The following is a 19,444-nucleotide window of genomic DNA, read 5'->3' as shown; positions in this document are numbered from 1 at the left end:
TTTAGGGGATAGCTGGAAATGGGGGGATAGGATGGACCGTTTTCGGGAGTATGTCAATGAATTGTTTAAATGGAATGAAGAAATGCGCCAGTTTCTCCACTCGGAAAATTACGCCGAAACATCGGAACTTTGGGAGCAGTTGGACGAATTTACCGAATTGATTGAAAGGACAAATCGTGAACTATCAAATGACGAATTGCTTACCCTTCAAACGAAAGCAGAATCAATCCATGCGCGGCTGGAACATTACTTTCATACAAAACGAGAAAATGAAATTGGCACAATTTGGGTGTTGGAAAAACCAGTACCGCCGGGAGGCCACACCCTTCCTGAACTTCCTTATCCCTATAATGCCTTAGAGCCGTATATTTCCGAAGAAATCATGAGATTGCACCATGACAAGCACCATCGAGGCTATGTTGAAGGCTTAAACAAAGCGGAGCTTAATTTAAAGAGTGCGCGGGAGTCCAATGATTTCTCGCTTGTCAAGCATTGGTCAAGGGAGCTTGCCTTTCATGGCTCTGGCCATTATCTTCATTCAATCTTTTGGAAAAATATGAGTCCAAATGGCGGCGGCAGTCCGTATGGTTTGGTAAAAGATGAAATTAACCGCTATTTTGGCAGCTTTGCTGCTTTTAGAAATCAATTTACTGAAGCAGCAAAACAGGTAGAGGGAGTGGGCTGGGCCTTGCTGATTTGGTCACCCCAGGCTAAACATTTGGAGATTTTGCAGTCGGAACGGCATATGCTGCTAACCCAATGGGATACCATTCCGCTATTGGTTCTTGATGTGTGGGAGCATGCCTACTATCTGCAATATAAAAATAACCGGGCAGACTATGTGAAGAATTGGTGGAATCTCGTAAACTGGCATGATGTTAACACTAGACTTGAAAAGGCAGCTGACAAGAATTGGCCAGGCAGATAACGATAACAAACGGTAATCCGTTCTGAGCGGGTTGCCATTTTCTTTTTTGTCATATCAGACCTTGTCCCGCATAAACTTTAAATATATTAACAGGGGGACGAGGTTTATCTATGAAAAAAATCCGGAAGCTGATTATTTTTTCCCTGATGGTTTCGTTAATCATTGCTACAATACCGCAAAGGGCAGCTGCAGCGCCTGGTGTAAGTGCGGCAAGCGCTGTGTTAATCGAGCAAAAGTCCGGCCGTATTCTGTATGAGAAAGAGGCCCATAAGAAAATGAGAATTGCCAGCATTACCAAAATCATGACGGCGATTCTGGCTATTGAATCGGGGAAAATGAATCGATATGTAACTGTAAGCGAGCAAGCCACCAGGGCTGAAGGGTCATCGGTTTATTTAAAGCCGGGCGAAAAAATTAAATTAGAGGACCTTGTTTATGGGCTCATGTTAAGGTCAGGTAATGATTCCGCTGTGGCTATTGCCGAATATGTCGGCGGCAGTCTGGACGGATTTGTTTATTTGATGAATCAGAAGGCAAGGGAGATTGGCATGCATAATACACATTTTGCCAACCCGCATGGACTTGATGATCATGAGAACCATTATTCGACAGCCTATGATATGGCGATATTAACTCGCTATGCGATGCAAAACAAAACGTATCAAAAAATCTCCGGTACTAAGGTACATCGCGCCCCGAATCCATCTGAAAATTGGGACAGGGTGTGGAAAAATAAAAATCGGCTGCTGTCAAAATACAAGTATACTACTGGCGGGAAGACTGGCTATACAAAACGGGCAAAGCGAACCCTTGTCAGCACCGCGCAAAATGGAGATATGAGTTTAATAGCAGTCACCTTGAATGCACCGGATGATTGGAACGACCATATTTCACTGTATGAGTCTGGATTTAGACAATATGATATGGCTGAGGTTTTGTCGAAAGGGAAAATTGACCTCGAAACACCGAAAAAATATCAGAATCATTTGTATTTAAAAAAATCGATTGTTTATCCAGTGACAAATGAGGAAATGAACTTATTTTCTATCCAATATAAATTGACCAAGTCTGAAAAAGGCTGGAGCAATTCGGATAAGGTTGAAAAAGTGGTCGGGAAAGCAATTGTGTATTTGGATGGACGGGCTGTCAAAGAAACCCCCATCTATTATCAATCTGTTCAGAAGAAAAAGAAAGGCTTGTTTGATAGTATGAAGGATATTTTCCTTTCTACAATTGGTGTGAAGACATATGGTTAATTATATTTGGGTTGCCATGACAGTGATCGGTATTGTGTTTGCGTTGTTTAATGGAACTATGGAAGATGTGAACAAAGCTGTCTTTAGCGGTGCCAAGGAGGCAGTTACTTTGTGCATCGGGCTAATTAGTGTTCTTGTTTTTTGGCTTGGAATGATGCGAATTGCTGAAGAATCCGGCCTTCTCGAAAAACTGTCAAAAGTATTTCGTCCGCTTGTAAATCGGCTTTTTCCTGAGGTGCCAACTAACCACCCTGCAATGGGTTATATGCTTTCAAACATGATTTCTAATATGTTTGGTCTAGGTAACGCGGCTACACCAATGGGGATAAAAGCGATGGAAGAATTAAAAAAGCTCAACGGCGGGAAAAACTCAGCATCTCGTTCAATGGTTACCTTTTTAGCCATTAACACTGCCAGTATTACCATTATTCCGACGACTGTCATTGCGATAAGAATGACGTACAATTCAGCATCTCCTACCGAAATTGTTGTTCCTACCATTATTGCAACAATCCTTTCGGCATTTGGGGCTGTTCTTATCGACCGCTATTTTCATTACCGCAGAAGCCGAAAAGGATGAGGATATATGGCGTTGATTTCGGTAATTTCACTTACCTTTATTCCATTATTGATTGGTTTTATCCTCTTATATGGAACATTTAAGAAAGTACCGACCTATGAAAGCTTTGTGGAAGGCGGTAAAGAGGGTATTAAAATTGCTGTTTCCATCATCCCCTTTCTTGTAGGTATGCTGGTGGCGATTTCTATCTTCCGTGCCTCCGGGGCATTGGAGGCAATCATGAACTGGATTCGTCCATTCATGAAGATGATCGGCGTCCCTGCAGAAATTGTGCCATTGTTATTGATTAGACCGATTTCCGGGACAGCGGCGCTTGGAATGACAAGTGATTTAATCGCCGTGTATGGACCGGATTCGTTCATTGGCCGGCTGGCTTCAGTCTTGCAGGGAAGTACTGATACAACTTTTTATGTGTTAACCGTATATTTCGGAGCAGTCGGAATTAAAAAGATGGGAGATGCCCTAAAGGTCGGTCTGCTGGCAGATGTCGTCGGGATTATTGTTGCTATTATAGTAGTAGCTCTAATATTTGGCACAAAATAATATATTGAGATTGCAGGCTTGGTAACAAGCCTGCTTTTTCTATGTCTTAAACTTTGAAAAGTGACGATTATGTGTCATAATGCAGATGGGAAAGTAGAATCATTTTCTTGTTAAATCTGAATCTGTTATGGATTGAACCCTATATCAGGATATAATTTTTGAGGTGAAAGAATGGAAAGATTGCAGAAAATCATTGCCCGTGCCGGGATCGCTTCGAGGCGGAAAGCGGAAGAACTGATTAAACAAGGCAGGGTGAAAGTGAACGGCAAGGTCGTTACTGAGCTTGGAATAAAGGTTTCACCATCCGATAAGGTAGAAGTCAATGAAATACCACTGGAGAAGGAAGTGCCTGTTTATTTTCTTCTTTATAAGCCAAGAGGTGTCATTTCGAGTGTGAGTGACGAGAAAGGCAGGAAGGTTGTTACTGATTACTTTCCAGGTATAAAGGAAAGAATTTTTCCGGTTGGCAGGCTTGACTATGATACCTCCGGCCTGATTTTGCTTACAAATGACGGTGAGTTTTCCAATCTGCTGATGCACCCCAGAAATGAAATTGAAAAGGTATATGTAGCTAAAATTAAAGGAATTCCCTTAAGGGAAAACTTGAGGAAACTAGAAAAGGGGATTGTATTGGAGGATGGCAAAACTGCTCCTGCAAGGGTGAAATTGCTGTCTGCGGATAAGAAGAAACAGAGCGCGATTGTCGAAATTACCATTCATGAAGGAAGAAATCGTCAGGTTAGAAGAATGTTTGGGGCGATTGGACATGAGGTCATGAAGCTTAAGCGCGAAAAATACGCATTTTTAACATTGAATGGATTGAAAGCCGGGGAAGCAAGAGAATTGACAGTCCATGAAATCAAACAATTAAGGGCCCATGCACTTGAAGGAACTAAGAAAAATTCATAGAACTGTCACAATTTGCATCGCGAGTAAACAATGTTGCCATAGTGATAAGTGATATAATTTGGATTAACTGTGTAAGCAAAGGAATTGGGGAGGGTTTTTCATGAAAAAACGGCGATTGATTATGAGAACAGTGATTCTGTTAGTTCTAGCAGCTGCCGTTGTTTATACGCTTTATGCGAACTTCGCAAAAGATCATAAACAAAAGGTGGCGGAGGGGGATGCTGCACCCGATTTTGTCCTTGTTGATATGCAGGGGAACAAACACCGCTTGTCCGATTACCGGGGGCAGGGAGTATTCTTGAATTTTTGGGGAACATGGTGTCCGCCATGCAAAAAGGAAATGCCCTATATTAACAATCAGTACCATCAATTTAAAGATAATGGGGTCCAAGTCCTATCGGTTGATATTCAAGAATCAGAATTGGCCGTCAACCAATTTGTAGAACGCCTCAAACTTGATTTCCCGATTATGATTGATAAGGACAAGGAAGTCATGACTGCCTATGGGGTCGATTACCTGCCGGCAACCTTTCTAATTGATAAAAATGGGAAAGTAGTCAAATATTCCACGGGAGAGTTGACGGAAAATAAAATTCGGGAATACATGGAGAAAATAAAACCTTAGGGGTTACAGGGAGTTTTTTAAAATGAAAGATGTAAAATGTGAATGCGGCCATGTCAATCCACATGGGACTGTTTTGTGTGAAGCATGCGGGAAAGTGCTTGACGAACGGGATCAAAACAGCCAATTGCTTGATATGCGTTACGAAGGCAGTGCACGTCGCTCACAAACCTACAACAAGACCATTATCGATAAGATTTGGAACTTTTTCTCTTCTGTAAAGGTTGGCGTCTGGCTAATTATCATTACCCTATTAGCCTCGATACTCGGAACAATCCTTCCACAGGAAATGTATATCAATCTTCCCGCAGAAGTTTATTACGAGCAGGAATATGGCTGGTTCGGGAAACTCTACTACCAAGTGGGCTTTCACGATTTGTATGGTTCTTGGTGGTATCTGCTGTTAATTGCGATGATTGGCATTTCTCTCGTTATTTGCAGTCTTGACAGGGTGGTTCCGCTATATAAGGCCTTAAAGGCTCAAAGAGTGACGAGACATGAGGGCTTTTTAAAGCGTCAGCGTGTGTTTGGCACAAACGAGACTGTAGATGTTAATGATTTGGACTTGGTTAAAAAGCATTTAAAAGCAAGACGCTATCAGGTCCGTGAAGAAAATGGCGATATCTTAGCCGAAAAGGGTCGTTTTTCCCGCTGGGGTCCATATGTTAACCATGTTGGGTTAATTATATTTCTATTCGGTGGGATGCTAAGATTTATTCCAGGTTTTTATGTGAATGAGGATTTATGGGTTCGGGAAGGGGAAACCGCATTGGTCCCGGAAACAGGAGAAAAATTTTATATTAGAAACGACCAATTTATTCTCCAAAACTACGATAAGGAAAAAAACAAAAAATTTGAAAAAGCACTTGAACGTGCTGGTGAGGTGGCTAAGAATTACCAATCCAATGTTGTGCTTTATGAGCGGGTGAGCGAAAATCTCCCAGGAGAGGAACCTGAACTAAAAAAACTTCAGGACTATAAAATTCGCGTCAATCATCCGTTATCCTTTGATGGGTATTCAGTATATCAGTCATCCTTTAAAAGTGAACTGAACGCGATGGACTTTTCGTTGACTAATAAACAAAGCGGACAATCGTTTGGTGAATTTAAAATTGACTTGAACTCGCCGAAGACAGAATATGATCTGGGAAAAGGCTATATCGTTAAAATCTTAAACTACTTCCCGGATTTTGAATTTGATAAGAACGGTGAGCCAAGCACAAAATCAAGAGTGCCAAACAATCCTGCTTTCGTGTTTACAATGATTACCCCTGACAGGCCAAAAGGGGAAACGAGCTTCGTGGCTATCAGACAGACGATTGAACCGTTTGGAGACAATACCTATAAGGTTGCATTTAAAGGGATTGAAACACAGAATGTCTCTGGGTTTATTGTCCGTAAGGATTCATCCATTTGGGCGATTATCCTAGGCGGGATCATTTTTATGATTGGTGTTATTCAAGGAGCATATTGGAATCATCGGCGCATTTGGGTTCAACACAAAAACGGACAGGTTTGGATTGCCGCACATACGAACAAGAACTGGTATGGTCTGAAACGAGAACTAGAAACTGTTTTGGCAGATACCAAGTTGAAGATGCCTGAGGATCAGCTGCAAAGGGACGAAATTGGGGATAAGGAGGAAGCTTAATTGGCTACACTAAGTAGTAATTTATTGTTTATTTCATTTATTCTTTATTTAATTGCCACGTTATTTTTTGGTGGAGCAATTAAAGCAAAGAATGAGTTTGCCGAGAAAAAGGATACAAACAGATGGGGCAAGATCGCAGTAGCTATTACCATCATCGGTTTTGTCTCCCAATTGGGGTATTTTATCACTAGATGGAGCGCTGCTGGACATGCTCCGGTAAGTAATATGTTTGAATTTACCACCTTCTTCGGAATGGCGCTTGTCGGTGCATTTATTGTCATTTATTTTATTTATCGGACGACTCTCTTGGGGCTTTTTACAATGCCTGTAGCCATCTTGGTGATCGCTTATGCAAGTATGTTTCCTAGGGACATCTCACCTTTAATTCCGGCATTGCAAAGCTATTGGCTGCATATCCATGTAACCACTGCTGCGATTGGGGAAGCGATTTTGGCAATCAGCTTTGCCGCAGGTTTGATATATCTTGTTAAGGCTATAGATCAATCAAAGGCAAGTAAACGAACATTTTGGCTGGAGGTTGTTATGTTCTCCCTCGTTGCTGTTCTGGGATTTGTGGCCGTTTCCACTGCGTTTTCTGCAGCAGGTTACCAGGAGAAATTTACTTGGATTGATAAGCATGGAAAAGAGGCAGCTGTTGAATACACAATGCCAGCGATCACCGGACCTCATGACTGGGAATTAGTGACGAAGGATGGTTTTAAACCATTACTTGAAATGCCTGCAATTATCAATGCTAAAAAATTAAATACAGTTATTTGGTCATTCCTGGGCGGATTGATCCTTTATGGAATCATTCGTCTAATCATTAGAAAGCGGATTGCCGCGGCACTCAAACCGCTGGTCAAAAATATAAAGCTCGATTTTGTTGATGAAATCAGCTACCGTTCTGTTTTAATCGGCTTCCCTGTATTTACACTTGGGGCATTAATATTTGCGATGATTTGGGCGCAAGTTGCCTGGTCCCGCTTCTGGGGCTGGGATCCAAAAGAGGTTTGGGCCTTGATTACCTGGTTATTCTATGCCGCCTTTATGCACCTTCGATTATCCAAAGGATGGCACGGTGAAAAATCAGCCTGGCTCGCTGTGATTGGTTTCGTGATTATCATGTTTAACCTAGTTGCAGTTAACCTGGTTATTGCCGGCCTCCACTCCTATGCAGGTTAGAAAAATATCGCCTTCACTTCATTAGTGGAGGCTTTTTTTAGAATTGTAAGAAATTATTTCCGCTTTTTATGTACATTGTCAAATTATTGACACTTTTTAAGGTAGTTATTAGCATTCAACATATAGCAAAAACTAACACCATTTTGTAAAATAAACAACATGGGGGGATTAATAATGGAAAAAGACGTAAAGATTTTAGTAGTTGACGATGAAGAAAGAATTCGCCGCTTATTAAAAATGTACTTGGAGCGGGAAGATTTTATCATTGATGAAGCTGAGGACGGAAATGAAGCTTTAACAAAAGCGTTGAATAATGACTACGATGTCATTCTCCTTGACCTGATGATGCCTGGCAAGGACGGGATTGAGGTTTGCCGCGAACTGCGTGAAAAAAAGGCTACCCCTGTAATCATGTTAACAGCAAAAGGTGAAGAAGTGAATCGTGTTCAGGGCTTTGAAGTTGGAACCGATGATTATATTGTAAAGCCATTCAGCCCGCGGGAAGTCGTTCTAAGGGTTAAGGCCATTCTAAGAAGATCTTCACAGACAACTTATCTGCAAACTGAAACCACCACCAAGGATGTTATTGTATTCCCGCATCTGACAATCGACAATGATGCACATCGTGTTACCGCTGACGGCAAAGAGGTTAGCTTAACACCGAAAGAGTATGAACTGTTATATTTCCTTGCAAAAGCGCCGGATAAAGTATTCGACCGCGAACAACTGTTAAAAGAGGTTTGGCATTATGAATTCTTCGGTGATCTACGAACCGTTGATACCCATGTTAAGCGTCTACGCGAAAAACTGAACAAGGTATCAGAACAGGCGGCAAGAATGATTGTAACAGTATGGGGAGTAGGTTACAAATTTGAGGTAACAAATGAATGACCTTTTTACGAAGTGTAGTAGGTAAACTGTGGTTTACCATTATTCTACTAGTTTCATTTGTACTGTTTATTTTAACAGTTATGCTCCTCGAGTTCTTTCAGAATTATAATATCCTTGAAACGAAAAATGACCTGACTCATACGGCTGAAAAAATCGCCAGTGTCCTTGAGCAACATCCAAATGAGGAACTGCAGCTTGGCTTAGAAATATCATGGGAAATTGTCGATCAGGTAACAAAAGTGGTGGTTGTCAAGAATGACCACGAGGTCTATTATTCCCCCAACAGTGAAAAGGGAATAAAATTATCGCTTGCCGATATTAAGCAGGACTCTGAATTATCGAAGGTTTTTGAGGAAAATAAGACGGTTGAAAAAATCTCGAATTTGGGTTCTAAACAGAATGGCGAAAGCAGCGATGCCAATTATTCAATTATCGGTGTTCCGCTCCATCTGCCAGGTAAGGAAACAGGGGCTGTGTTTATTTATCAATCCTTGGAAGTGATGCAGCAAACATCCCGGGAAGCAACAAAATTTATCCTGCTTGTTGCAGGAGTTGCCATTATTTTAACGACAATCTTTGCCTTCTTCCTTTCAACAAGAATTACTGCGCCACTAAGAAAGATGCGAGAAGCAGCATTCGAAGTGGCAAGAGGCAAGTTTGATACGAAAGTCCCGATTCTGACTCATGATGAAATTGGTGAGCTGGCAACTGCCTTCAATCAAATGGGCCGGCAATTAAAATTTAACATGAATGCCCTTAATCAGGAAAAGGAGCAGCTGGCAAGTATTCTAAGCAGCATGGCTGATGGTGTCATTACCTTTAATCGTGATGGAACAATTTTGATTACGAATCCGCCAGCGGACCGTTTTCTGCAATATTGGTATTATGAAAAAGGCGGCTCCGGGACCGGGGCTGAGGAAATTCCATCAGAGGCAATGGACCTTTTTCAAAAATCTGTTGATACCGAAAAGGAGCAGATTGGGGAAGTTACACTTCAAGGAAGACATTGGGTGATTATTGTTAGTCCGCTATATAGTAATCAATTTATCCGTGGTGCTGTTGCTGTTCTCAGGGATATGACCGAGGAAAGGCTGCTGGAGAAAATGAGGAAAGACTTTATTGCTAACGTCTCTCATGAACTTCGCACGCCGATTTCGATGCTGCAAGGGTACAGCGAGGCGATTGTGGATGATATTGCGGAATCTCAGGAAGAAAAACGTGAAATGGCAAAGGTTATTTATGACGAATCGCTCCGTATGGGCCGGCTTGTCAATGAACTGCTCGATTTGGCACGCATGGAGGCAGGGCATATTCAATTAACAATGGAAGAGGTTAATTTGGAAGCTTTCATCAACCGAATCATTCACAAGTTCCAAGGGTTAGCGAAGGAAAATGGCATCTATCTGCGCGCTGAAATGGAAGATAGTTTGGAGTCATTTACCATGGACCCTGATCGGATTGAGCAGGTGCTGACCAATTTGATTGACAACGCGATCAGACACACACCATCGGACGGTTCAGTCATTTTGAGTGCCTACCTTGACGAGAAGGGAATCAGAATGGAAGTAAAAGATTCCGGCTCAGGTATTCCCGAAGAGGATTTGCCATTTGTATTCGAGCGCTTCTACAAAGCCGATAAAGCCAGAACAAGAGGAAGGGCAGGAACGGGGCTTGGACTGGCTATCGCCCAAAATATTATAGAAGCTCATCATGGTCATATTTCTGTTAATAGTAAAATGGGCCAAGGAACGACATTTTCCTTTATACTACCTCGAAAATAGTAAAAATAGCGGCTATTTTCCCGATTTCTCTTGATTCACGAGAAACAAACTCATCCTTTTTGGATGAGTTTTTCTTTTTCCTATGATTATAGGGAGAATCCATTAAATACCTTCCCTTTTATTTAAAAAAAGTCTATATTTATTTAAGAGTGTAACCTTTTATACATAAACCTCGACTATTAATAATGAACGGGGAGGGGAAATGAATGGACTCCGTTTTCGATGAACTTTATCAAAAATATCATCATGATGTCTTTCAATTTTTATTCTACATGGTCAGAAACAGGGAACAAGCAGAAGATCTTGTCCAGGAAGTCTATATAAGAGTTTTCAAATCATACCATCGGTTTGAAGGAAAGAGCAGCGAAAAAACATGGCTATTTTCCATTGCCAGAAACGTCGCAATTGACTTCTTCCGCAAACAAAAAGGCTGGAAAGATAGAATCCTTGAAAAATTTGATTGGTCTACAAATCAGGTAAAGGACGATTATCCAATTCCGGAGGAAATTGCAGTTCAACGTGAAGAAATTAAGTGGGTTTATCAATGCTTGGATTATTGTACTGTCGATCAGCGCGCTGTCGTCATTCTCCGTTTTATTCACGATCTTTCGATTGCCGAAACTGCCGAGTCATTGGGCTGGACTGAAAGTAAAGTGAAAACAACCCAACATCGGGCATTAAAAGTGTTAAAGAAGCAAATGGAAAATTTTCATGTAAAGGAGGGACAGACTAGTGAAAAAGTCGGAGTGGAGCGATGAAGAGCTCATAGAACTAATACAGGAAATGCCGAAAATAGAAGACTATCGCCATCCGAGAGACATTTATCAAAACCTTCCGTTTAAACGGCGTAAAAAAATCCCTTGGCTTTTGCCAGGTATTGCAACTGCTGCGGCCTTATTTCTGTTTTTTATTTTAGTTCCCAAATTCATGGATAACAATCAATATTCTCGAGATAATGCTAAACAGGAAGCCACCCAAGATGCGAAGGTTGCCAGAGAGGATAACAATTCCAGCGGTATAGCAAATGGCGATGCACAGCAGGACCAAACATATACCATGGAAAAAGCACAGTTGAAAAATGAGGAAATTTCCACAACTGCAGTCTATGATGATGCGATAAAGGATGCCGCCGTGTTAACCTACTGGGTACCTGATGACCAGGCACAGAACCTGATCCCGATATCAACAATTGTCAATAACACAGATGGGAAAGATTGGTTGACACTCTTTAATGAAAATATGGCAAAACTTCAAGAAACAGAGTGGGGCTTGACTGATTATTATCCGCTCAAGGCATCCTTGAGTTATGACAAAACCGGTGAAAATATCATTGTTGACGTACCGGCAGGCCATCTATATGCCCAAGGCAGCGCAAATGAACTTGCCTTTATTAATTCAATAAATAATAATGTTGCTTCCAATAGCAGTGCCAAAATGATTAAATTTACCACAAACGGAGAATCCGGGCTTGAAATGGGCAACGATTATTATACCGAACTACCAGTTAATCCTGTGAAAAATCACGCCTACTTTTTTTATTATCCAAACGGAAAAGATGTACCATTTTTAGTACCTTCTCCAGAGCCATATAACGATATTCAGGCTGCATTACGAGCGATGGGCTCACCGATCGAACCACAAAATCTACAGGAAGTAACTCTGGTTATAGATGAGGTTTCAACCAGCGATCAAACATTAACGCTTACGTTTAAAGAAGATACAAATTTAAAAGTTGACCAAATGACCCTGTGGTCACTTGAGGCCATCCTGCTCACAGCAAAAGAATTCGGTTTTGAAAAAGTAATTGTCAATAATCCTCCTGTTGAAAAAATTGGACCTTTTGACCTTACACAAGAAATTAAAGTGCCTGTAGCCCCTAATTTGCGGGAAACAAAATAAATAAAAAATCAACCGCTTTGGTTGATTTTTTTATGTATAAAAAAGCAATACTCTCCAAATTATAACAAGTATGGTCGGACCATTCCTCTCTTGACCCATTGTTCTAAACGCGAGTAAGGCAACATATGGTGAGGAGAGGACAAGTATTAAGGAGGAATTTGGAAGAATGCGTGACTATTTGCGGAGGTTTATAATTGCCATCATTATGGCAATTTGTGTCAGCTTGTTATTTTTGGGTGGTCGGCACTCACAGGCTGCAGCTGCCGGGGAAGTAAAAGGAAAGGAACATTGGGTATGGCCAGCGGACGGGGTGATCTCCGATACATATGGAACAAGGCATGGCAACCACAAGGGAATTGATATTGCTGGAAATATGAATACTCCAATTCTTGCAGTTGAGGATGGACAAGTAGTCAAATCATACTACTCTACTACATATGGAAATGTTATTTTTATCAAACATCCAAGTAATTTTGTGACAGTGTACGCCCACTTGAACAAACGCCTTGTTACCGTAGGACAACCTATTAGACAGGGTGAGAAAATTGGGAATATGGGAAAAACCGGACGTGCTACCGGAACCCATCTTCATTTTGAAGCCCATCAACTTGAATGGCGATATGATAAAAGATTCGCATTCAATCCAGAAATGCTGTTAGGAAAAATGGCAGTAGGTGAAACCGTTCAGGGTGGAATCGCCGCAATGGGCAGAGATGTACTGGAGGCAAGTGCCCAATTAAGGCCATTGCTAGAAGAGGAAGCGCCTGTACCAGTGTCTGAACGTTATAGAGTGAAAAATGGCGATACGTTGTCTGCAATTGCTGTAAAAGTAAACGTCTCAGTCGCTAGAATAAAAGAACTTAACCACCTGACTTCAGACCTGATTATACCAAATCAAGTGTTAATTATTCACTGACCATTCCATTACCCGGAGGTATGTTTATACCTCCGGTTTTTCTAATTTCGTATTACTCGGAGAATTGTTACCTAATGTACAAAAATGTTTCACTTAACAAAACTGCCTTTTTCCAGTATAATAAAGTTGTAATTTCATATCGATCTATCTTCGGGGCAGGGTGTAATTCCCGACCGGCGGTATTAGAGTGTAACTCTTGAGCCCGCGAGCCGCTTTGGCAGGATTTGGTGAGATTCCAAAGCCGACAGTATAGTCTGGATGGGAGAAGATGGAGGTTCTGCAGACATTCGAAAAATTTTCTGTTTACGAATGTTTATTAAGCGTGCCTTTGTTTACTCCCTCAAGCGTTGCTTCTTGAGGGAGTTTTATTTTTAGGCGTGGTTTTGCTGAACCTCTCTTCCTAACGTGATGGATCAAAAAAAAGGAGAGAGGAAGAGTGAAAAAAATGAAAAACACAAAAGTTAAAGTAATGGTTTCTATTGCAATGTTGAGTAGTATTGCGTATTTATTAATGCTGCTAAACTTTCCGCTGCCACCATTCCAAGGTTTCCTGTTAGTTGATTTTAGTGATATACCGGGATTAATTGCAGCATTAGTTTTTGGTCCAGTTGCTGGAATTCTTGTTGAGTTATTCAAAAATCTGCTTGACTTTGTAATGAAAGGGAGTCCGACTGGCATTCCAGTAGGTCATATTGCAAATTTTGCAGCAGGAACGTTGTTTATTTTGCCGACATATTATATTTATAACAGATTAAAAACAAAAAAAGGCATGACGTTGGCTCTAATAGTCGGAACGATAACGATGGCAGTGATGATGAGTGTGTTAAATTACTTTTTCATTTTACCGGCATATACCACACTGATGGGATTACCTGATTTCCGCAGCTACGTTATACCGGGAATTTTGCCTTTTAATATTATTAAAGGAATTTTGATGTCCATTATTTTTATGCTGTTATTCGTTAGAATGCAGACATGGTTAAATAAAATTTCCACCGTAAAAAGTTAATGTATACGAAACAGGGGCTGTCAATTTACAGCCTCTGTTTTTTTATAAATATAATAAAAACCCGTCTATTTCAGACGGGTATCAGTAGCTTAAAGAGTTAACTTTTTAATTATTCAAATTTAGTTGGGTTGCCATCAAATGGCTCGTCAGCAACTTTAATCGAATCAGTTGGGCAGCCTTCAAATGCATCCATCATGTCATCGATTAATACATCCGGAATTTCAACGATTCCTTCGTTATCGTCAAGGGTTACAAATGCAATACCCTCATCGTCGTAATCGTAGATATCTGGAGCTGCAGCTCCGCATGCGCCACAAGCGATGCAAGTTTCCTTATCAACAATCGTATACTTTGCCATGAAAAAAATACCTCCCAGTAAAATAACAATATTATTGTTGCACATTTTCCAATTTGTAAAAAGGAAAACGCTTTTCTCATATCTATTGTAAGACTGAACCGATAACTTTTCAATAGAAAAAATGACTATCAACACGCTGAATGGTGTATTTCTCAAACTTCTACATTTTATGACAGCCAACATGGGAAATTCATGTTAAAATAAAAGGGAATTTGTCGTAGGAATAAAAGAGTGGTGATGAGTATGATGCAAATAGAAATAATCATCCTGCATTGTTTACGGAACATCAAGAATGAAAGAACAATTTATTCTATTTTTCACCTTCTAAAAGGAAAAAAATCATCCCAGACCATTCAAGATGCTCATCTATTTTCCATAAAACAATTTTTTGGTATTTTGGAGCCTTTATCACGGGAGGATTTTGAAGATATAATTGCTGGCATGCTTGATAAAGAACTGATTATGGACTGTGGCCGACAGAGGTTTATCCCTGCTCCGTCGGGTGAGTCAGCTTTGCAAAGATTTGGAATTCCCATTTATTTGAACGGTTGGGAGTATCATCAGATGACGGAGCCGGTATGGGAACGTTTATCCTTGCTAGTTCAAGTTGCTTCAAATCTTGAATATGGTGAGGCAAATTATATCCCTATTCAAAAAAGTCCACCCGTTCATGCCTGGATTAAGACAGTGCTAAAAGAATCTTTAGTTACAAGGAAAGAATTTAGCCGCCATTTATACGAGGAATTGACAAATTGCTTCAGTGGGGCAGAGGGAATGAACCCATCAGCTGTGGTGTTCCGTTTGACCGGATTTCAGCAAATTGGCTTAACCGCCGAGCAAGCGGCCAAAAAATTGAAACTAAATTTTTTAGATTATCTTCTCGAATTTATTCATTCTTTGCATTACATCATTCAAAAAATTAGAGCAAATCACGAGCAATACCCTTTACTGGCTTTTTTGCTTCAAGGATTTTCAGACAATGGCGAATTAACCATCTCATCACGAAAAACTTGGAATCTCTTAGTTCAAGGATATACGCCCGAGATGATAGCCAGATTAAGAAGTTTGAAACAGAGTACGATTGAAGATCACCTTGTCGAGTTCGCACTAAGCATCAATCATTTCCAAATTGATGATTATGTCGACCGAGAACTGCAGACTGAGATCTTAGAAATTTCACGTCAGCAAGGAACACGACAATTAAAAGTTATCAGGGATAACGTAAAAAGGGCAAGTTACTTTCAAATAAGGTTAGTGCTGGCGAAATATGGTGAGATAACATGGAATTAGAAGGCCTCTTATTAAAACACTTTGGTTTTCACAGTTTTAAAACGGGACAAAAAGAAGTGATTTCCTCCTTGCTTTCAGGGCAGCATACGATGGCTATGCTACCGACAGGTACCGGGAAATCACTTTGCTATCAGCTTCCGGGATATGTGTTCGACGGACAAATATTGATCGTCTCCCCGCTGCTTTCTCTCATGCAAGATCAAGTGGAGCAGTTTAAACGGTTTGGTGAAAAACGGGTTGTTGCTTTAAATTCCTTCCTGTCACTAGAGGAAAAAAATCGAGTCCTTCGCCACATAAGCAGGTATAAATTTATTTTTATCTCGCCGGAAATGCTGCGGATTCCCTATATTCTCGGAATCTTAGGGCAGATTAAGCTCTCCTTATTTGTTGTTGACGAGGCCCATTGTATTTCTCAGTGGGGTTATGATTTCCGCCCCGATTATTCTAAATTAGGAGAAATCCGCAATCAATTAGGTAATCCTTTAACCTTGGCATTGACTGCAACGGCCACAAAAAAAGTGCGTGAGGATATCATTCAATCCTTGGATTTGGACAATGTCACTAAGGTGATTGCGTCGATTGACCGTCCTAATATTGCCATCTGTGTAGAAGAAATTGCTGACTACAAGGATAAAGAAAGCCGCATCATAGACCTAGTAAGGAAACTGGAAAAACCAGGGGTTATTTATTTTTCCAGTAAAAAAGCCGCTGAACAAATGGCAGCTTTACTTGTAGAAAAAGGTATTTGTGAGGCTGGTTATTATCATGGAGGAATGGATCAAAATACAAGAGTATTGATTCAGGAGCAATTTATCCATAATCAGCTTGATGTCATCTGTGCGACTAGTGCATTTGGAATGGGAATAAACAAAGAAAATATACGCTTTGTCATTCACTATCACATGCCCATGCAAATAGAATCTTATATACAAGAAATGGGCCGGGCAGGCCGTGATGGCAATCCAAGTGTAGCCGTTTTATTATACTCACCTGGTGATGAACATCTGCCGCTCTCTCTTGTAGAGAGTGAATTGCCATCAGAACAGCAACTAGATTGGCTATTTTCCAGACTCTTCATGGAACAACGACAGTTGAACAAACAACTATTAATGAACAAGGAATTAAGGGAGCAGGGCGGCTTTTCTGAAGTGCAATGGCGTGTGATTATGGATTTGCTTCATCAATATTCCCATGCCGTATCGCTCGAGCAATTGCGGGAAAATGTTCGGGAATTTATTTTGAGCCGATTGACTGCAAAGAAAGCTGATATTTTCCGATTTAAGCAATGGCTTGATTCCGATCTTTGCAGGCGTCAAAATCTTTTACATTACTTTGGAGAAAAGTTGTTTGATAAGGTTCAGCCATGCTGCGACCGCTGCAAAATACAGCTTAGCCAATTTCTAGCTGTTGTTCCGCAACGATCATCCAAAACAAGGGAAGAGACATGGGAGGATTATCTTGGCAAAATATTAATCAACAGCGAGTTGAGGGAATGAAGCATAAATATAATGAACTAATTAAAAGTCTATCGGACAAGGAACTCCTTTTTCATCTATATATGACGCAAATTATTTTGCTTGCGATTTCGTTTATTTTAGGAATAATCTTCTTTGATCATTTTTCTTATTTAAACCAGATTCGTTTTGATGACAGGAATATCGTCTTAATTGGTATTCCCGCCGGGGTGGCGGTCGTTATCCTGGATTTTATTCTAATGAATTCTCTTCCTCGGCATTATTATGATGATGGCGGTTTAAACGAACGAATATTTAAAAAGCGCAATGCTCTTCATATCCTGTGCATCGCTGCGCTTGTCGCCTTTAGTGAGGAGCTATTGTTTCGGGGGATCATTCAAACGAAAGTTGGTCTTATCTTTGCTAGTTTGATTTTTGCGATTATACATTATCGGTATCTGTTTAATTGGTTTTTATTTGCCAATATTGTCACACTTAGCTTTGTAATTGGGGCGATATATGAATGGACTGACAATTTGGCTGTTACGATTACCATGCATTTTATCATTGATTTTCTCTTGGGAATTTATATAAAATTTAGACAGTCGAAAGTCCCGAATCAGCAGGAAGGAGCAGAGCCTTGTGAATAAAGAAGAACCATATAGAGAACAAGCAGAACGATTAAAAAAACGGATTGAAAAAATTAATGAAGCAATTGAACTATCAGGTGATGAGCTGCCGCCAAGAGAACAGCTTCATCGTGAAAGAAAGACAAAAGTGAAGTGGAAGCTGAAATATCCAGTTATTCGGATTTTAGTCTTGTTCTTTATCCTTATGCCTGTCATTATCTTTAGTGTTATTTCCTACCTTGATGGCAAAAAGAGCCCAGTGTCAGAGCCAGCAAGCAATGATCCTGTCGGTTATGAAACTATTAATCTCGAAACAAAATCAGAGGAAACAAAAAAAGCCGAGGAAGAAGAAACTCAGCCTGCAGCCCAGCAAGAGAATCAGGAATCCACTGAAGCAGAAGAAACCACTCCTGACTCTCAGCCTGTAACAGCCCAGCCTGCCGAAAATAATGATGGTGCGGCCGCGCAAAACACAGGCAGTGAGGCTGCACCAGTAAGCGGAACGTCTACTGATAAAAATAGCCAACCGATAAAAAAGACTCCGGTCAATCAAACAAAGTCAAAAATCATTTATCATAAAGTTCAGCCAAAAGAAACCTTATTCAGGCTGTCGATGAAATATTATAATAGCCAAAAAGGCATGGAAATTATCAAAAAAGCCAATGGTCTGACAAGCGAAGAAATTATGGAAGGCCAAATGTTAAAAATTCCATTGAATTAGAAAGCGATTTTTCCCAAAATCTGCAGGCTGTCGAACCTTCGACAGCCTTTTTTCTAATTTAATAAGCCGCGAAATTTGTTGTATAAAATGATTTATGCGATATGTCTGTTGATTTGTACTCCAGGCGCTTCGCTTTCCGCGGGCGTGCCGGGAAGCCTCCTCGGCGCTGAAGCGCCTGCGGGGTCTCCCCTGTCCCGTACTCCCGCAGGAGTCTTCGCGCCTTCCGTACAAATCAACAGGGTTTTAATTAAAATGATTACTTCACACGACTAATAAATAATAAAAAAATTTTGTGGAAATCAATGTTAGACAAGAGGCAACTTACAAAATCAATTAAACTTAGCTAACCTCATATGAATTTAAAAAAATTGGTCATTAACAAGAAACATTGCCTTCATTTGTGCAATAAAAGACTAACCAGGCTGTGCAAAAAGAAAAATGTCCTTCATCAGCGCAATGAAAGACAAAACTAGGCTGTGCAACAAGAAATATGTCCTTCATCAATGCAATGAAAAACAAAACTATGTTGTGCAACAAGTAAATTGTCCTTCATCAGTGCAATGAAAGGCTGAAAGTGAGTTGCACAATAAGGTAAATGTCCTTCATCCGGATCGCGAATAGCAAATTCTTGTATGATTACCACGATAAATAATTGTTGAAAACACTTGAGTATAAATATGAGATTTAGCCCCACAATCTACATTTTTGCACTCATCAGAAAAAATTTTATAACAAATAAAATAGGAAGGAAAAAAGTGTGTTGCAATATTTTAGGTTTAATTCTTCCCTGTTGATTGGAGCGGAAGGTGCGAAGACTCCTGC

General features: G+C 40.4%; 19 protein-coding genes and 1 riboswitch. Of the genes, 18 read left to right on the top strand and 1 reads right to left on the bottom strand.

The features are described 5' to 3' along the window. Positions 1-31: 31 nt before the first annotated feature. The 14 genes from ACZ43M_RS19320 (at position 32) to ACZ43M_RS19255 (ending at position 14,170) form a co-directional block, all read left to right on the top strand. Entirely contained in the window at positions 32-928 is an 897-nt protein-coding gene (locus ACZ43M_RS19320; RefSeq protein ID WP_464504140.1) for a superoxide dismutase, read from the top strand. Positions 929-1,038: 110 nt separating this feature from the next. Further along, positions 1,039-2,184, top strand: coding sequence for a D-alanyl-D-alanine carboxypeptidase family protein (locus ACZ43M_RS19315; RefSeq protein ID WP_464504139.1), 1,146 nt, complete (start codon positions 1,039-1,041; stop codon positions 2,182-2,184). Continuing rightward, positions 2,177-2,764 carry a nucleoside recognition domain-containing protein gene (locus ACZ43M_RS19310; protein WP_464504138.1) on the top strand — a complete coding sequence of 196 codons (588 nt, stop codon included), beginning with the start codon at positions 2,177-2,179 and terminating at the stop codon, positions 2,762-2,764. Before ACZ43M_RS19315 ends, ACZ43M_RS19310 begins: the two co-directional genes overlap by 8 nt. Before the next feature lie 6 nt (positions 2,765-2,770). After that, complete coding sequence (locus ACZ43M_RS19305; RefSeq protein WP_464504137.1) at positions 2,771-3,307, top strand: spore maturation protein; 537 nt, start codon at positions 2,771-2,773, stop codon at positions 3,305-3,307. Positions 3,308-3,478: 171 nt separating this feature from the next. Further along, positions 3,479-4,216 (top strand): pseudouridine synthase, encoded by a 738-nt coding sequence (locus ACZ43M_RS19300; RefSeq protein WP_464504136.1) that lies wholly within the window; start codon positions 3,479-3,481, stop codon positions 4,214-4,216. A 100-nt stretch (positions 4,217-4,316) separates the two neighbouring features. Next, on the top strand, positions 4,317-4,841 hold the full coding sequence (gene resA / locus ACZ43M_RS19295) for a thiol-disulfide oxidoreductase ResA (RefSeq protein WP_464504135.1): 525 nt from the start codon (positions 4,317-4,319) through the stop codon (positions 4,839-4,841). Between the two features lie 22 nt (positions 4,842-4,863). Further along, entirely contained in the window at positions 4,864-6,489 is a 1,626-nt protein-coding gene (gene resB, locus ACZ43M_RS19290; RefSeq protein ID WP_464504134.1) for a cytochrome c biogenesis protein ResB, read from the top strand. After that, on the top strand, positions 6,490-7,674 hold the full coding sequence (gene ccsB, locus ACZ43M_RS19285; protein ID WP_464504133.1) for a c-type cytochrome biogenesis protein CcsB: 1,185 nt from the start codon (positions 6,490-6,492) through the stop codon (positions 7,672-7,674). 174 nt (positions 7,675-7,848) lie between these two features. After that, complete coding sequence (locus ACZ43M_RS19280) at positions 7,849-8,565, top strand: response regulator transcription factor (RefSeq protein ID WP_464504132.1); 717 nt, start codon at positions 7,849-7,851, stop codon at positions 8,563-8,565. After that, entirely contained in the window at positions 8,562-10,346 is a 1,785-nt protein-coding gene (locus ACZ43M_RS19275; protein WP_464504131.1) for an ATP-binding protein, read from the top strand. The genes ACZ43M_RS19280 and ACZ43M_RS19275 overlap by 4 nt, the downstream gene beginning before the upstream one ends. 206 nt (positions 10,347-10,552) lie before the next feature. After that, positions 10,553-11,104: an RNA polymerase sigma factor SigX gene (sigX, locus tag ACZ43M_RS19270; protein WP_464504130.1), complete on the top strand. Its 552-nt coding sequence runs from the start codon at positions 10,553-10,555 to the stop codon at positions 11,102-11,104. Next, positions 11,079-12,245, top strand: coding sequence for a hypothetical protein (locus ACZ43M_RS19265; protein WP_464504129.1), 1,167 nt, complete (start codon positions 11,079-11,081; stop codon positions 12,243-12,245). Before sigX ends, ACZ43M_RS19265 begins: the two co-directional genes overlap by 26 nt. Before the next feature lie 166 nt (positions 12,246-12,411). After that, complete coding sequence (locus tag ACZ43M_RS19260) at positions 12,412-13,161, top strand: peptidoglycan DD-metalloendopeptidase family protein (protein ID WP_464504128.1); 750 nt, start codon at positions 12,412-12,414, stop codon at positions 13,159-13,161. 142 nt (positions 13,162-13,303) lie between these two features. Then, positions 13,304-13,435: riboswitch (FMN riboswitch) on the top strand. Positions 13,436-13,606: 171 nt separating this feature from the next. After that, complete coding sequence (locus ACZ43M_RS19255; RefSeq protein WP_464508068.1) at positions 13,607-14,170, top strand: ECF transporter S component; 564 nt, start codon at positions 13,607-13,609, stop codon at positions 14,168-14,170. 109 nt (positions 14,171-14,279) lie between these two features. Here the strand turns inward: ACZ43M_RS19255 and ACZ43M_RS19250 are convergent, their stop codons facing one another. Beyond that, positions 14,280-14,528 (bottom strand): ferredoxin, encoded by a 249-nt coding sequence (locus tag ACZ43M_RS19250; protein WP_042355233.1) that lies wholly within the window; start codon positions 14,526-14,528, stop codon positions 14,280-14,282. Positions 14,529-14,771: 243 nt separating this feature from the next. On the opposite strand from ACZ43M_RS19250, the gene ACZ43M_RS19245 reads away from it, so the two are divergent. From ACZ43M_RS19245 to ACZ43M_RS19230, 4 genes are read left to right on the top strand one after another with little or no spacing between them, the layout of a single operon-like run. After that, complete coding sequence (locus ACZ43M_RS19245; protein WP_464504127.1) at positions 14,772-15,818, top strand: YpbB family protein; 1,047 nt, start codon at positions 14,772-14,774, stop codon at positions 15,816-15,818. Continuing rightward, on the top strand, positions 15,809-17,314 hold the full coding sequence (locus tag ACZ43M_RS19240) for a RecQ family ATP-dependent DNA helicase (RefSeq protein ID WP_464504126.1): 1,506 nt from the start codon (positions 15,809-15,811) through the stop codon (positions 17,312-17,314). Before ACZ43M_RS19245 ends, ACZ43M_RS19240 begins: the two co-directional genes overlap by 10 nt. Beyond that, positions 17,311-17,922, top strand: coding sequence for a lysostaphin resistance A-like protein (locus ACZ43M_RS19235; RefSeq protein WP_464504125.1), 612 nt, complete (start codon positions 17,311-17,313; stop codon positions 17,920-17,922). Before ACZ43M_RS19240 ends, ACZ43M_RS19235 begins: the two co-directional genes overlap by 4 nt. Beyond that, complete coding sequence (locus ACZ43M_RS19230) at positions 17,915-18,622, top strand: LysM peptidoglycan-binding domain-containing protein (protein WP_464504124.1); 708 nt, start codon at positions 17,915-17,917, stop codon at positions 18,620-18,622. Before ACZ43M_RS19235 ends, ACZ43M_RS19230 begins: the two co-directional genes overlap by 8 nt. The last annotated feature ends 822 nt before the right edge of the window (positions 18,623-19,444 follow it).

The sequence above is a fragment of the Neobacillus sp. B24 genome (assembly GCF_055381825.1).
Note: the sequence above shows the minus strand (reverse complement) of the source record. Positions and strands in the feature narration are given on the sequence as shown.

Excerpts from the sequence above, each read along its gene's own strand:
- ACZ43M_RS19320 (WP_464504140.1), top strand. The coding sequence starts at position 32 with ATGGACCGTTTTCGGGAGTATGTCAATGAATTGTTTAAATGGAATGAA.
- ACZ43M_RS19315 (WP_464504139.1), top strand. The coding sequence starts at position 1,039 with ATGAAAAAAATCCGGAAGCTGATTATTTTTTCCCTGATGGTTTCGTTA.
- ACZ43M_RS19310 (WP_464504138.1), top strand. The coding sequence starts at position 2,177 with ATGGTTAATTATATTTGGGTTGCCATGACAGTGATCGGTATTGTGTTT.
- ACZ43M_RS19305 (WP_464504137.1), top strand. The coding sequence starts at position 2,771 with ATGGCGTTGATTTCGGTAATTTCACTTACCTTTATTCCATTATTGATT.
- ACZ43M_RS19300 (WP_464504136.1), top strand. The coding sequence starts at position 3,479 with ATGGAAAGATTGCAGAAAATCATTGCCCGTGCCGGGATCGCTTCGAGG.
- resA (WP_464504135.1), top strand. The coding sequence starts at position 4,317 with ATGAAAAAACGGCGATTGATTATGAGAACAGTGATTCTGTTAGTTCTA.
- resB (WP_464504134.1), top strand. The coding sequence starts at position 4,864 with ATGAAAGATGTAAAATGTGAATGCGGCCATGTCAATCCACATGGGACT.
- ACZ43M_RS19280 (WP_464504132.1), top strand. The coding sequence starts at position 7,849 with ATGGAAAAAGACGTAAAGATTTTAGTAGTTGACGATGAAGAAAGAATT.
- ACZ43M_RS19275 (WP_464504131.1), top strand. The coding sequence starts at position 8,562 with ATGACCTTTTTACGAAGTGTAGTAGGTAAACTGTGGTTTACCATTATT.
- sigX (WP_464504130.1), top strand. The coding sequence starts at position 10,553 with ATGGACTCCGTTTTCGATGAACTTTATCAAAAATATCATCATGATGTC.
- ACZ43M_RS19260 (WP_464504128.1), top strand. The coding sequence starts at position 12,412 with ATGCGTGACTATTTGCGGAGGTTTATAATTGCCATCATTATGGCAATT.
- ACZ43M_RS19255 (WP_464508068.1), top strand. The coding sequence starts at position 13,607 with ATGAAAAACACAAAAGTTAAAGTAATGGTTTCTATTGCAATGTTGAGT.
- ACZ43M_RS19250 (WP_042355233.1), bottom strand. The coding sequence starts at position 14,528 with ATGGCAAAGTATACGATTGTTGATAAGGAAACTTGCATCGCTTGTGGC.
- ACZ43M_RS19245 (WP_464504127.1), top strand. The coding sequence starts at position 14,772 with ATGATGCAAATAGAAATAATCATCCTGCATTGTTTACGGAACATCAAG.
- ACZ43M_RS19240 (WP_464504126.1), top strand. The coding sequence starts at position 15,809 with ATGGAATTAGAAGGCCTCTTATTAAAACACTTTGGTTTTCACAGTTTT.
- ACZ43M_RS19235 (WP_464504125.1), top strand. The coding sequence starts at position 17,311 with ATGAAGCATAAATATAATGAACTAATTAAAAGTCTATCGGACAAGGAA.